The following is a 12,414-nucleotide window of genomic DNA, read 5'->3' on the forward strand; positions in this document are numbered from 1 at the left end:
CGGTGCACCGGCGGGGGGCGTCGCGGCCCCGGCGGCCGCAGCCCGCCTGCCCCGGCTCCCCGTCGGGGGGGCGGGCCGCCCCCCCCCCGCCCGCCACCACCCACGCCGCGATCTGCCCCTGTGGACAACTCCACCGGTGGCTTCGTCCGCGGGTCATACTGAGCACCCTGCCAGGAACGAGGGGGAGCGAAAGTCATGACGATGTCGCGAGACGGGGCCCGGCCGCCGCAGCGGGTTCAGGACGTGTCGTCCGCCCGCTGGATCGAGGAGGGGGTCGGCGGGTTCGACAGTGGTGTCCATGCCCTGCTGCCGGCCGGGTTCGAGACCTACGCACGGCTTCTGCATCCCAGCGAGCCGGCGGACGGCCGGTTCGAGCGGTGGGCGGAGGTCGCGCAGCGGTCCGGTCGCCCGCTGCACCCGCTGGCGCGCTTCGAGGAGGTGGCCGGCCCGGGGGACGAACCACCGTGGCAGGGTTCGCTGCCCGCGCATGTACTGGCGGCTCTGTGCGCGGTGCTGGCGACGGAGACCGGCACTCCGCAGCAGTGCCTCTTCGGGCTCTGGGAGGGGTGGGGCTGGCTCCATGACGAGGGGCCCAAGGTACAACTGAGCGGGCGCGCCTACGCGTTGTACGAGGGGCCGGTCGAAGCGGCAACAGCCCTGGGGGACCGGAGCGCGGGGGTCTTCTTTCCGCAGGCGCCGAATCTGTGGTGGCCACAGGACCGGGCCTGGTGCGTCGCCACGGACGTGGATCTCGACTCCACCTACCTCGGCGGGTCCGCCCGCCTGACGGAGCGATTGGCGGGCGAACCACTCTTCGAGGTGTTTCCGGTGGCGCTCAACGACCGGATCGGCTGAGCCGTGCGTTGAGCGCCTGCCGCGAAGTGTCAGCGCTTTCGCGGGACGTTCGGTCAGCTCTTCTTGCAGGCGTTGATGCGGACCGTGGCGCTGGTGTGCTTCACCTGCTTGGTGCGCGGGGTGTACCCGGGCGGGAAGGTGACCACGCCGACGGCGGACCCCGTGTAGTTCTGCCTTTTCACGCAGCGGCGCGCGGCGTTCTGGCTCACCTTGTTCTTTCCGGTGTTGGTCCTGGTCCCGCTCTGCTTGTACAGCGTGCCGTTCTTGTACAGGCCGACGCGGATGGCCAGTTGAGCCACCCGCTTGGTGCACTTGATGTCCGCGGTGACGTTCACCATGTGCCGGTTGTCCGCGTGGGCGTGGTGGGAGTAGTGCGGGAGGTGAGTGGTGATCTTGCAGGTGATCACGTCACCGCTACGGGCGTTCACCGTCTGCACGGTGCCGGTGGCGGTCGCGGTGTCGGGTCCCGCGCCGGCGGGTGCCGAAGCACCCGCGGTCCCCGCTCCCATGGTCAAGGCCAGTGCTCCGGTCAGCGCTCCCGCGAGCAGCGTCCGCTGTACGGTCCTCATGAATTCCCCCTGTGTGTCGCCCGTTGGGGCGCACGGATAGTGCGCCGCCACCTCTCAAGGCCGATGCGAGGTGAGGCGTTTGGTCACATGATTCCGTAAAAGGGACGCGGCGTAGGGGTATTTCACCCAAGTCCCCGCGGGGGTTGGTGCGCCACCATGGCGGCGCACCTTTTCCGAACAGGGCCTACGCGGGCTGCCGGACCGAACCTTCAGGGGCCCGGACCGTCGCGGCAGAGGTCACCGGCCGGAGGCGCGCTGCTTGCGCCACTCCCCGGCCAGGACCGACCAGACCTCCATGTCGTGGCGCACGCCTCGGTACGGGTAGCTCTCCCGCAGCACTCCGTCCCGGACCATGCCGAGCCGCTCGGCGACTTTGATGCTGGCGGTGTTGGAGGAGGAGGCGATCCACTCCACACGGTGGATCCCCCGCTGCTCGACCGCCCAGTCGATGAGCACCCGCATCGCGCGCGTGACCAACCCGCGCCCGACGGCCGCCTCCTCCAGCCAGCAGCCGACCTCGCAGGTGCCGAACTCGGTGTCGAACGTCCTGAACAGGACACCGCCGACGAGCACACCATCCGCCCAGATGCCGTAGAGCCGGCCGCTGTCGGCAGCTGCCTTGTCCGCATAGGACTGCAGGAACGCCGTGGCCGACGCGAGGTCGGTGGCACGGTCCGCCAACGCGACGTACCGACCGATGTACTCGCGGCCCCGGGCCAGGTGTGCGAGGTACTCCCCGGCATGCCATGGCTCCAGCGGCCGCAGCTCGGCACCGTCGTCACCCAGCGCTCTCGCAAACATCTGCTTCTCCCCCGCCCTCGCTGCTACGTCAGCTTGTCTCGTGCTCGCTGCGGCACGAGCTGATCTTCCTTCGCCCCTGTGCCGCGCCCCGAATCGTCCCACAGCGGCCTGCCGGGGGCGGGACCAGCATCGACGAGCGGAATGCGCCCGCACAGGCCCCGGGCCCGGGTGCGGGTGCGGGTGCGGGTGCGAGCAGCGCATGGACACGCTGTTCGAGGAGATCGCCAAAGCCCGCGGTTTCTGCAGGTCCACGACGAGAACATGACGGTGACCGCCGTGGTCCGCGAAATCGCCGAGGGCTGATCGGGTCGGATGCGATGGATTCGGCCCGATGAGTCCGCGTCATGGCGGCAGTCTTACTTCCGACCGCACACTCGGGAAGGTGGACCGATGACCAACCTGCACAACATCCTGGAGACGTACATCAGCGACGGGCCGGTGCCTGGCGCGGTGACTCTGGTGGCTCGCGGCGACCGGGTCGAGGTGCAGACCGCCGGCTCGGCCGACGCCGACGGCACTGCCCCGATGGCCAGAGATTCGATCTTCCGTATCGCATCGCTCACCAAGCCCGTCGTCGCGGCGGCCGTCATGATGCTGGTCGAGGACGGCCGGATCGCGCTGGACGACCCGGTCGGGAAATGGCTGCCGGAGCTGGCGTCACCGACTGTTGTCCGCACGCCGGACGGCCCGGTCGACGACGTGGTCCCGGCTGCCGGACCGATCACCGTGTTCGATCTGCTCACCTCCCGCGCCGGATACGGCTTCCCGTCGGACTTCTCGCTGCCGGTGGTCGGACGGTTGTTCAGCGATCTCAAACAAGGCCCGCCGCAACCGCAGCTCGTCCCGGCGCCGGACGCATGGATGGCGGCGCTGTCCCGCATTCCGCTGCTGCACCAGCCGGGCGAGGGCTGGCTGTACAACACCTCCTCGGACATCCAGGGGGTGCTGATCGCCAGGGTCTCCGGCCGTACGTTGCCCGAGTTCCTGGCTGAGCGACTGTTCGAGCCGCTCGGCATGACCGACACCGGATTCGAGGTACCGGCCGGCAAGCTCGACCGGTTCACCAGCTACTACCGGCTCGGTCCGGGGGGCGAGCGCGAGCTGGCCGACGCCCCCGACGGGCAGTGGAGCAGCCTGCCGGCATTTCCGTCCGGCGCCGGCGGGCTGGTCTCGACCGTCGACGACTGGCATGCCTTCGCCCGGATGCTGCTCGCCGAAGGAACCGTCGACGGCCGCCCACTGCTGTCGCCCGCGTCGGTGCGGCAGATGACCACCGACCAGCTGACCCGGGCGCAGCGCGAGGCCGGGAAAATGTTCCTGGAGGGCCAGGGCTGGGGTTTCGGCGGCTCGGTGGACATCGAGGCCATCGAGCCATGGAATGTGCCGGGACGCTACGGATGGATCGGCGGCACCGGAACGGCAGCCCACCTCACCGCGTCCACCGGCACGGTCGCCATCCTGTTCACCCAACTGGAACTGACCGGGCCGACCCCGCCCCCTGTGATGCGGGACTTCTGGCAGTACGTGGCAGGCGTCTGAGGACGAGGAGGGGTCCCTGACCGGGAGGAGCGGCGGGCTCCGCGGCGTCGGCCGGCGGCACGACGACCGCGGGGCCGGGCATGCCCGGCCGGGAGTGAGGAGCGTCCTCGTACTGGGCTGCCGCTTCCGCCGCATCGAGGAAACTGCCCTTGAGGAACACCCGGTCCCCGCCCGGACGCCCCGCGTACACCTCGTGGACAGCCCTGTGCGGCAGATTCCTCTTCCGGTGCGGCGCACAGGATGGCGCCGGCGGTTGCGCCATGACGGGAAGCGACGATGAGCAGAGAACAAGTACTGTCCGTGGACGGGCTGATGGCCATGCTGGCCGACTGCGCGGACGTCTGGGACACACCGGACCGTTCGGGCGACCCGGTGGACATCCTCGACCACGGTCTGCAGGTCGCGGCCGTTCTGGCGGAGCGGCACCCGCACGACGAGGAACTGCAGGTCGCCGGCCTGGTACATGACATCGGGCATCACCTGGTACCCGGCGACGAGGCGCAGCACGGCGAGCACGCCGCCGCGGCCGTCGCCGGCCTGCTGGGCCCCCGGGTCGCACGGCTGGTCGCGCTCCACATCCCCGCCAAGCGCTACCTCGCGGCGACCGATGCGGAGCATGCGACCGGGCTGTCGCCGGAGAGCACTCGCACCCTCGCCCTCCAGGGCGGACCAATGACGCCGGAGGAGCAGGCAGCATTCGAGGCGAACCCCGACTTCCTCGCGGCGGTCGCGCTGCGGCACGCCGACGACGCGGGGAAGGTCGTGGGCCTTCGGGTGGCGGGCCTGGCACATTGGCGCCCCCGGGTGGCGCAGGTTGCTGCCGACTACGCCGGAACGTCCGCGAGGCGATAACAGCCCCCGAACCACCTCGTCAGGTGGCGTTCCGTACGGGGCGAGGGCAGCGGCTCCGTCGTCACATCAACCGCTCTGGGGCCGGTAGATGCACGCCGCCAGCGGCGTGTGCGTCTTCCAGCCCAGGGTCTCGTACAGTGCGCGCCCGTCGTCGGTCGCGCCCAGCACGCCGAGGTCCGCGCCCTCGCCCACGGCGTGCTCGACGAGGGTGCGCATCACGAAGTTGCCCAGGCCGCGACGGCGGTGGGCCTCCTCGGTCGTGACGCGGTCGATGACCGTGGCCCGCCCGAGGACGGCCATCTGCCCCTGGGCGGCGGGCTCGCCCGCGGCGTCGTGCACCTGGACGTGGACGACGCCGTCGCCGGTCTGCACGGACGCGGTGTAGCCCTTGGGCGCCACCGGCTCGGTGACCCGCAGGTCCACGGCCATCAGATGTCCTGCCTCGTCCTTGTCCACCACCCAGCCCTGCGGGAGCCAGCCCCCGACCTCGTCCGGCTCCATGGGCACCTTGAGCCAGGTGTGCGGCACGGTCACCGAGGCGGCGGCCTCGCGTACCGAGGACTCATCGGCGTCGGGCAGTACATGGCGCCCCACTTGGCCGGGCGTGCCCACCTCGAGATAGAGCCCCCACGGGTGCTCCGTCGGCCGGGGCGTGTGCCGTGACACGGCCCAGCCGGACGCCCAGATCCTGACGAGTTCCGGAACCATCAAGCCCTCCCGACGTAAGCGACGTACCCCCGGAGAGCACCTTACGTCACCGTGCGGGGCAGCGGCGTCACCCAGCGCCTCCGGGCGTCGCGTCCAGTGGTGCTGTCATACGGGGCGCAGACGCCTGAACTCGTGGAGGGACAGGGGAAAGCGTGACGACAGGATTTCGGAGCGCACTTCGCCGGTGAGTGTTGATGCCAGGAACTCCCGCACCCGGCGGGTGGACCGGCGCCGTCCCCGCCGCCGGTCCTTGGCGCCGGCACCCGCCCCGCCGCCTCAGATCCCGGGTGGGGCAACTCGGGTGTAGGTCTTCGGGGCACTGGTGCCACCGGGGGTGGTGACGGTGACATCGACCGGCCCGGCGGCTCCGGGCAGGGCGTCGACCACGATGTGACTGTCGGAGACGACGGTGAACCCGGCGAGGGCGGCACCGAGAAGCACGGTGGTCGCCTGGGCGAGACGGGTGCCGGTGAGGGTGAGGGTGATACCACCGGCGGTGGGTCCTTGATTCGGGACGACCGTCGTGACGACGGGGGCCGCCAGGTAGGTGTAGGAGACCCCGGTGCCGGTTCCGCCGGCGGTGCTGACGGTGACATCGACCGAACCGGCGGCTCCCGCAGGAATCACGGCGGTGATCTGGGTGTCCGAGACCACCGTGAACGCCGTGGCGGCGGTGGTTCCGAAGCGCACCGCGGTGGCCTCGACGAGGTGGACGCCGGCGAGGGTGACGGTGTTCCCGCCCGAGAGCGGGCCCGAGGGCGGGGCGATGCCGGTGAGGACCGGGGTGCTGACGTAGAAGTAGGAGCTCTGGAGGGTCGTGGTACCGCCCGGGGTGGTGACGGTGACATCGACCGGCCCCGGGGTCGCCGCGGGGACCACGACGGAGATCTGGGTCGAGGACACGACCGTGAAGGACGTCGCGGGGGTGGCGCCGAAGCTGACCGCGTTCGCTCCGGTGAGGTTGGCGCCGGTGAGCATGACGGTGTTCCCGCCGGACGTGGGCCCCTGGTTGGGGGTGACGCCACTCAGGGTGGGCGTCACCGAGTAGGTGTAGAAGACACCGTTGCTGGTGCCGCCCGGCCCCGTCACGGTGACCTGCACCGTGCCGGTCCCGGCGGGGGCGATCGCGGTGATGTGCGTGTCGGAGACAACGGTGAACGAGGTCGCCACCACGGATCCGAACCGCACCGCGCCAACGGTGGCCAAGCCCGTGCCGGTGAGAGTGACCGTCGTACCCCCGACCGACGGACCCGAAGCCGGGTTCACAGACGTCAACACCGGCACCGAAACCGCCGTGTACGAGAACGACACACCATTACTCGTACCCCCCGGCCCCGTCACGGTGACCTGCACCGTGCCCGAACCCGCGGGCGCCGTCGCCGTGATCTGCGTACCGGAATTGACCACAAACGAAGCCGACACGGCACCGAACCGCACCACCGTCGCACCCGAGAACCCCGAACCCGTCAACGTGACCGGCATCCCACCCGCCGACGGACCCGAAGCAGGACTCACCGAGGAGAGGCCCGGCGCGGGCGTGGCGACGTAGGCGTAGGTGACGAACTGGTTGCTGATGCCGCTGGGGGTGGTGACGGTGACCTGCACCGTCCCGGTCCCGAGCGGGGTGGTGGCGGTGATCTGGGTGTCGGAGTTGACGGTGAACGAGGGTGCCGGTGTGGCGCCGAAGCGCACGGCGGTGGCATTGGTGAAGCCGGTGCCGGTGACCGTCACGGTGTTACCACCCGCGGAGGAACCCGAGGGAGGAGAGACGGAGATGACTGCGGGCACGGCTGCGGCCTGCTGCGCGGCGGAAGCGGTGGGAGATTGTGCTGAGCGATTCACGGCCAGGTCCTTCGGGGGCGTGAGCCCCGGCCGCTGGGGAGAAGCCCCGGGCCGAGGCTCGTCAAGGGAGGTCGGGTGGGTCCGGGCAGGGCAGGACGCACCCTGTCCGGACAGGCTGTTCGCGCGCCAGGTGCAAGGACCAGGCGGTCAGTGGCTCGGGCTGCCGGTCAGATGCCGGGCCCGGCAACGTAGGTGAAGGCAGCGGTGGCACTGCCACCGCTCGTGGTCACGGTGACCTCGGCGGGGCCGGGGGCACCGTCCGGGGTGGGCGGGGTGACGACGGAAAGCGTGGTGTCGTTGATGACCGAGAACGGTGCGGGCGTAGCGCCGAAGGTGACCGACTGGGTGGTGCTGAGGTTGGTGCCGGTGATGGTCACCACGGTTCCGCCGGTCGCCGGGCCGGAGTTGGGGTTCAGCGTGCCGACGGTCGGCACGTCGACGTAGGTGTAGGACAGACCGTTGTTGGTACCGCCCGCGGTGGTGACACTGACGCTCACCGGCCCGGCCGCCGCGCCCGCCGGTACGGTGACGGTCAGCTGGCCGTCATTGACCACGATGGGGGTCGCCGTGGCGGCACCGAAGTGCACCGCGGTGGCGGTGCTCAGGCCACTGCCGTTGATGGTGACGGTATTGCCGCCCGCGGTGACTCCGGTCACGGGGGCGAGGCTGGACTTGAACGGTGCCCCGACATAGAAGAACGACAGCGGGTTGCTGGTTCCGCCGGGGGTGGTCACGGTCACGGGAACCGTACCGCTGCCGGACGGGCTGGTGACGGTGACCGATGTGGGGGTGTTGGCGGTGATGATGCCTGTCTTGGCGCCGAAGTGCACGGCGGTGGCGCCGCCGAGGCCGGTACCGGTGATATTGACGGTGGTCCCGCCTCCGGTCGAACCCTGGTTGGGGGAGATTGGCATGGCGTTGCTCCTTCGGTGGAGTGTGTGAGTGGGAGTGACGAACCGAGACCGGAGGGCTGCGTTCGGCGCCGGCGGTGCGGTGGGCTGCCTGGTGGAGCATTCGGCCGATACGTCGGCCGGGCCGTCAGGTGCAGCCGATGACGCTGCCTGACGGAGCACAGTTGTCCGGGGTGTTGCCGCTCACGGTGGTGGCCAGCAGGGTCACGCCCCCGGAGTTGACGTAGATGCCGCCCCCGGAGGCGGCGGTGTTCCCGGTGACGGAGCTTGCGGTCAGCGCCACGGCGCCGTTGTCGTTGTAGATACCGCCCCCGGCGACGGCGGTATTGCCGGTGACGGAACTGGTGAGCAGCGAGAGCGTGCCGCCCAGGTTCGAGATGCCACCCCCCGGGAAAGGCAGCACGGCACTGCCGCCCCGGACGGTGACCCCGACCAGGCTCAACTGGCCCTGGGTGCCGGGCACGTTCGCGGCCCCCTGCACCTGGAGGACCCGGAAGGCCGGTGCGCTCGGGTCACGGGTGATGGTGACTCCCAGCCCCAGCAGGGTGATCTGGGTGGTGATCGGCGGTAGCCCCACCGGACCGGTGGGCCCGTTGCCGTGCGCGCTGGTGAGTTGGTACGTGCAAAACGGAACCAGCGCCAAGGTGTCGCCACCGGCCGCGTTGGCCGCTGTGATCGCATTCACCAGCGAGGTTTCGCTGCACAGCACAGGCACCTGGGCGTGCGCCTGGTTCGGGACCGCGACCAGCCCGGCGGTCAGCGCCACGGTCAGGGCGCAGACACCGAGGATGGAGCGCAAAGTACGGACAGTTCGCATGACGTCCCCAGGAAGTGGTGACGTGAGCCGACGCACCGGCCGATGCCGACGAGCGGCACTGCGCGGTGCCTTCACCTTCTCTGCGCGGGAGGGCACCCTCCGCGGTGCCAGGGCTGCACCGCCGCCTACGCCCAAGTGGACTGGGAGACAGGCCGGCTGCCACTCCCCCGAGAGGTTGGGCGGCCCACCGGATTGGATGCCTCAGTAACCCACCCGGGTGAGCACGCCTGCAATGTTCTTGACGCTCCGTCACTCAGACGGCAGAGCGTGCATCGGCTGCGGTGCACAACGCCGGCGACAGCGCTGTGGCTGGAAGTAGTTGGCGCACCGGGCCTGCTGGATCGTCGAGGAAGGGTAGTTGAAGGCTCTCTTCTCAGCAGAGACCGTCTTCTCGGAGAGGCAGCGACGCGCCGCGGCCGCGCGGTGAATTGCGAGCGCGGGATTCCGCACCCTCTCGCCGTCTCGCCGTCTCCGCCGACGATCACCCGGATCCGCACGGCAAACCGCTGCAGCGACGGGCGCCCGCACCGGGGCCGGCGGGGATCGGGGACATCCGTGAGCAGCCGGCGCCGCACGCCGAATTCGCCATAATTCCCAGGCCTGTTCGCCCGGATGGAAGGATGAGGACCATGACGTCGCGACTTCCGTTCGGGGACGGGTTAAGAGCAGAGCTGGGGGCACCCGGACGGCACCGCAGACTGGACAGCAGTCCGCGCTCACGCGTCTGGCGCGTCGCCCTGAACGGGATACCGGCGATCGTCAAGCAGATCGTTGACGCACCCGATGCCGCACAGCGGTACGCGCGCGAGGTGACAGCTCTGCGGCTCGCCTCCCGGGCCGAACCGGCCATCGTGCCCGCGCTGCTGGGCACCGATGCCGGGGAGCGCGTACTGGTACTGGAGCATGTCGAGGCCGGCAGGCCGGCCCGTGACTGGATCGTCGAGTACGCCACCGCCCTCGCGCGGCTGCACGCCACCGGTGCCCCCGAGGACGCCGGTCTCCTGCCGGCCTGGTCCGGCCCGACGCAGGAAGACATCGGCTCCTTCCTCCATCTCGCCGAGGCGCTCGAAGTGTCCGTGCCGTCCTGCGCGCCCGCCGAGCTCGACGCTCTCGTGGACCGGATCGACCGGGCACCGGGGCACGCCCTGCTGCACGGAGACCCGTGTCCCGGCAACGACCTGCACACCGCTCAGGGCGTCAGATTCATCGACTTCGAGCAGGCCGCACTGGGCAACGGACTCATGGAACTCGCCTACCTGCACATCGGATTTCCCACGTGCTGGTGCTCCACCGCGGCAACCGCACCGCTCATGGACCGGGCGGAGACGGCCTATCGCACGGCATGGATCACCGCGACCGGCACCGAACCCCAGGGCGATCTGACCGACGCCTGTGCCGGCTGGCTGCTGCGCGGCGACGCACTGGTGCAGCGGGCCCACCGCGAGACGGTCGACCATCTGGCCCGCATCCCGGACCGTGACTGGAAGTGGGGCACCGCGACGGCCCGGCAGCGAGTGGTCCACCGGCTCGACGTCGTCGCACGGATGACGGCTGACCGTGCCGACCTCCGCGGTCTGCACCGCCTCTCGTCGGATCTGCGCCACCGCATGCTGGCCCAGTGGCCCACGCTCAGGCCATTGCCCTCGCGACGCCGGTAGCGGCCGGCACGCGCGGCCTGATCAGGACGCGGAGATCCGCGTCCGTGTACCGCGCGGTGGAATGACGCGTGGCTGCCCGCTGTCCTGAGCGGGATGTCCGTCGGAGGTCCTCAGCCGTTGCTGTGACGGATGCTGTCCTCCTGGGGGCTGCCCGGCCTCCCCCGCCGCGCGGCGCTGACCGCAGGACCGTGGTGCGGACATCCGCGACCAGGTCCAGCGGTAGCCCGGCATGGAGCCGCACGGGGGGGGAACGAAATCAGCGGGTCGCCGGCCGCACGGCTCGGCGGTCAACTGCTCCCCGCGCACCCGGAGATGAGCGCGGGGAGCAGCTGCCCGCGGAGACGGGGACCGGCCGCCACAGGCCGTTCGACCGCGTCGGCCCGGCGGATCAGTCGAAGTGCGATCCGGTCTTCTCAAGGGCCTCGCGCACCGGCTGGTAGAAGGTCTCGCCGCCCGAACCGCAGGCGCCCCTGCCGCCCGAGGTCAGCCCCAGCGCGGTGTTGCCCTCGAAGAGCGAACCGCCGCTGTCCCCGGATTCCGCACAGATGCTGGCCTGGATCAGGTCGTCGACCGGCCCTTCCTGGTAGTTGACCGTCACCTCGACGGCGATGACGTCACCGGCGTGGACGTGCGTGCTGCTGCCGCTGCGCTGCACCCGCTCGCCCACAATCGCATCGCCCACCTTGTCGATGGACTGCTTGCTGCCGTTGTAGAGGTCCACCTGGCTGGGGTGCGCGATATCGGCGTCGGCGTACTTCGCGATCCCGTAGTCGTCGCCGGGGAAGGAGCCGGCCTCCGTCACCGCGATCTCCGGGCCCCCTTGCTCCGCGGACCAGCTCCGCACCGCGTTGGTGCAGTGCCCAGCGGTCAGGAAGTACGGCTGCCCGTCCCTGATGACGTTGAAGCCGAGCGAGCAGCGTGCGCCGCTCCCCCAGATGGCGTTGCCACCGGCGATCAGGGGCCGGAGCCTGCCCGCCGACTGTTTGAGGGTGACCCGGTCACCGAGCGAGGAGGCGACCTTCTTGAGCTGTGCCAGGCGGTCGCCCGTGACCGTGCGGTCAGCGACGATGACCACCTGGTTGGTCTTGGGGTCCATCCCCCAGGACGTCCCGGGGATGGTGGCCTTCTGCTTGAGGGTCGCACGGGCGGCATTCAGGGACGTGAGGGAGTGCTTGACGACCTTGGCCTCGGCGCCGGCCCCACGGACCTTGCCCGCGGCGGCCTCGGTGGTCACATTGACGATGAGCTTGTTGTTCCGGGCGTCGTAGTAAAAGCCCGCCGCGTTGGCGCCGAGGGCGGAGCTGATACCCCTGGCACGCTGTGCGGCGGCGGTGGCCGACGGGGGCTCAGGGGCGTCGGCAGGAGCGGCTTGGGCGCTCTGCAGCGTGAGTGCGGCGGCGATCAGAGCCACTGCACCCGCACCGACGAGGACGGTGCGGGGTTTGGGTGCGCGTGTGTGCTTCAACTCAAGACCTTTGGTGTGGGGTTGGGCCTGTAGTGGATGTCCGGGCCCACAGAAGTCAGACGTTTTCCCTCCCCCCTTACCGAAGCCGCATCCGCGCCGCACGGTCCTTCACGCAGGGCTTCCCACGCGCTCGCGGCGGCGCATCCAGACCGCGCCTATATCGCCGTACCGCTCTTACCGGGTACCACGTACACCGGCATGCGTTGCATCGTCATATGCCCTGCCCTTGAGGGTTATCGGTGCCACGGACGGCCGGTGCCCGTGGCACGGCGGCATGAAATCATTCTTTCCTGTGCCTGCTTCGTGCTACACCCGCCCGGCCACAGGTCCGCAGGAATCACCTGTACGGCCGGTGGCGTAATTCACCGGCGTCCGGATATCACCGCTCCATTTCCCC

General features: G+C 70.3%; 11 protein-coding genes. 4 read left to right on the plus strand and 7 right to left on the minus strand.

Annotated elements, in window-relative coordinates; all coding sequences use genetic code 11:
* The first annotated feature begins 195 nt into the window (after positions 1-195).
* The gene (locus ACGFWI_RS06100) at positions 196-855 is read left to right on the plus strand and encodes a hypothetical protein (protein WP_393904713.1); all 660 of its coding nucleotides are present in this window, start codon (positions 196-198) and stop codon (positions 853-855) included.
* Positions 856-908: 53 nt separating this feature from the next.
* Here ACGFWI_RS06100 and ACGFWI_RS06105 read toward each other — a convergent pair whose 3' ends face one another.
* The gene (locus tag ACGFWI_RS06105) at positions 909-1,424 is read right to left on the minus strand and encodes a hypothetical protein (RefSeq protein WP_393904714.1); all 516 of its coding nucleotides are present in this window, start codon (positions 1,422-1,424) and stop codon (positions 909-911) included.
* A 237-nt stretch (positions 1,425-1,661) separates the two neighbouring features.
* Complete coding sequence (locus ACGFWI_RS06110; protein ID WP_393904715.1) at positions 1,662-2,225, minus strand: GNAT family N-acetyltransferase; 564 nt, start codon at positions 2,223-2,225, stop codon at positions 1,662-1,664.
* A 390-nt stretch (positions 2,226-2,615) separates the two neighbouring features.
* Here ACGFWI_RS06110 and ACGFWI_RS06115 point away from each other — a divergent pair, with 390 nt between their 5' ends.
* Both ACGFWI_RS06115 and ACGFWI_RS06120 read left to right on the plus strand, forming a co-directional pair.
* Positions 2,616-3,764 (plus strand): serine hydrolase domain-containing protein, encoded by a 1,149-nt coding sequence (locus ACGFWI_RS06115; protein WP_393904716.1) that lies wholly within the window; start codon positions 2,616-2,618, stop codon positions 3,762-3,764.
* Positions 3,765-4,040: 276 nt separating this feature from the next.
* A complete protein-coding gene (locus tag ACGFWI_RS06120) occupies positions 4,041-4,616 on the plus strand; it encodes an HD domain-containing protein (RefSeq protein ID WP_393904717.1) in 576 nt (191 codons plus the stop codon).
* Positions 4,617-4,682: 66 nt separating this feature from the next.
* On the opposite strand, the gene ACGFWI_RS06125 is transcribed toward ACGFWI_RS06120, so the two are convergent.
* From ACGFWI_RS06125 to ACGFWI_RS06140, 4 genes are all read right to left on the minus strand, one after another.
* Positions 4,683-5,324, minus strand: coding sequence for a GNAT family N-acetyltransferase (locus ACGFWI_RS06125; protein ID WP_393904718.1), 642 nt, complete (start codon positions 5,322-5,324; stop codon positions 4,683-4,685).
* A gap of 276 nt (positions 5,325-5,600) precedes the next feature.
* A complete protein-coding gene (locus ACGFWI_RS06130; RefSeq protein WP_393904719.1) occupies positions 5,601-7,166 on the minus strand; it encodes an IPT/TIG domain-containing protein in 1,566 nt (521 codons plus the stop codon).
* 167 nt (positions 7,167-7,333) lie between these two features.
* The gene (locus ACGFWI_RS06135) at positions 7,334-8,080 is read right to left on the minus strand and encodes an IPT/TIG domain-containing protein (RefSeq protein WP_393904720.1); all 747 of its coding nucleotides are present in this window, start codon (positions 8,078-8,080) and stop codon (positions 7,334-7,336) included.
* A gap of 124 nt (positions 8,081-8,204) precedes the next feature.
* On the minus strand, positions 8,205-8,894 hold the full coding sequence (locus tag ACGFWI_RS06140) for a hypothetical protein (protein ID WP_393904721.1): 690 nt from the start codon (positions 8,892-8,894) through the stop codon (positions 8,205-8,207).
* A 629-nt stretch (positions 8,895-9,523) separates the two neighbouring features.
* Here ACGFWI_RS06140 and ACGFWI_RS06145 point away from each other — a divergent pair.
* Positions 9,524-10,552, plus strand: a complete 1,029-nt coding sequence (locus tag ACGFWI_RS06145) for a phosphotransferase (protein ID WP_393904722.1) — start codon at positions 9,524-9,526, stop codon at positions 10,550-10,552.
* 388 nt (positions 10,553-10,940) lie between these two features.
* On the opposite strand, the gene ACGFWI_RS06150 is transcribed toward ACGFWI_RS06145, so the two are convergent.
* Positions 10,941-12,017, minus strand: coding sequence for a S1 family peptidase (locus tag ACGFWI_RS06150; RefSeq protein ID WP_393904723.1), 1,077 nt, complete (start codon positions 12,015-12,017; stop codon positions 10,941-10,943).
* Positions 12,018-12,414 lie beyond the last annotated feature (397 nt).

The organism is Streptomyces sp. NPDC048434, assembly GCF_043200375.1.
Taxonomy (GTDB): domain Bacteria; phylum Actinomycetota; class Actinomycetes; order Streptomycetales; family Streptomycetaceae; genus Streptomyces.

Excerpts from the sequence above, each read along its gene's own strand:
- ACGFWI_RS06125 (WP_393904718.1), bottom strand. The coding sequence starts at position 5,324 with ATGGTTCCGGAACTCGTCAGGATCTGGGCGTCCGGCTGGGCCGTGTCA.
- ACGFWI_RS06115 (WP_393904716.1), top strand. The coding sequence starts at position 2,616 with ATGACCAACCTGCACAACATCCTGGAGACGTACATCAGCGACGGGCCG.
- ACGFWI_RS06110 (WP_393904715.1), bottom strand. The coding sequence starts at position 2,225 with ATGTTTGCGAGAGCGCTGGGTGACGACGGTGCCGAGCTGCGGCCGCTG.
- ACGFWI_RS06145 (WP_393904722.1), top strand. The coding sequence starts at position 9,524 with ATGACGTCGCGACTTCCGTTCGGGGACGGGTTAAGAGCAGAGCTGGGG.
- ACGFWI_RS06140 (WP_393904721.1), bottom strand. The coding sequence starts at position 8,894 with ATGCGAACTGTCCGTACTTTGCGCTCCATCCTCGGTGTCTGCGCCCTG.
- ACGFWI_RS06105 (WP_393904714.1), bottom strand. The coding sequence starts at position 1,424 with ATGAGGACCGTACAGCGGACGCTGCTCGCGGGAGCGCTGACCGGAGCA.
- ACGFWI_RS06100 (WP_393904713.1), top strand. The coding sequence starts at position 196 with ATGACGATGTCGCGAGACGGGGCCCGGCCGCCGCAGCGGGTTCAGGAC.
- ACGFWI_RS06120 (WP_393904717.1), top strand. The coding sequence starts at position 4,041 with ATGAGCAGAGAACAAGTACTGTCCGTGGACGGGCTGATGGCCATGCTG.
- ACGFWI_RS06135 (WP_393904720.1), bottom strand. The coding sequence starts at position 8,080 with ATGCCAATCTCCCCCAACCAGGGTTCGACCGGAGGCGGGACCACCGTC.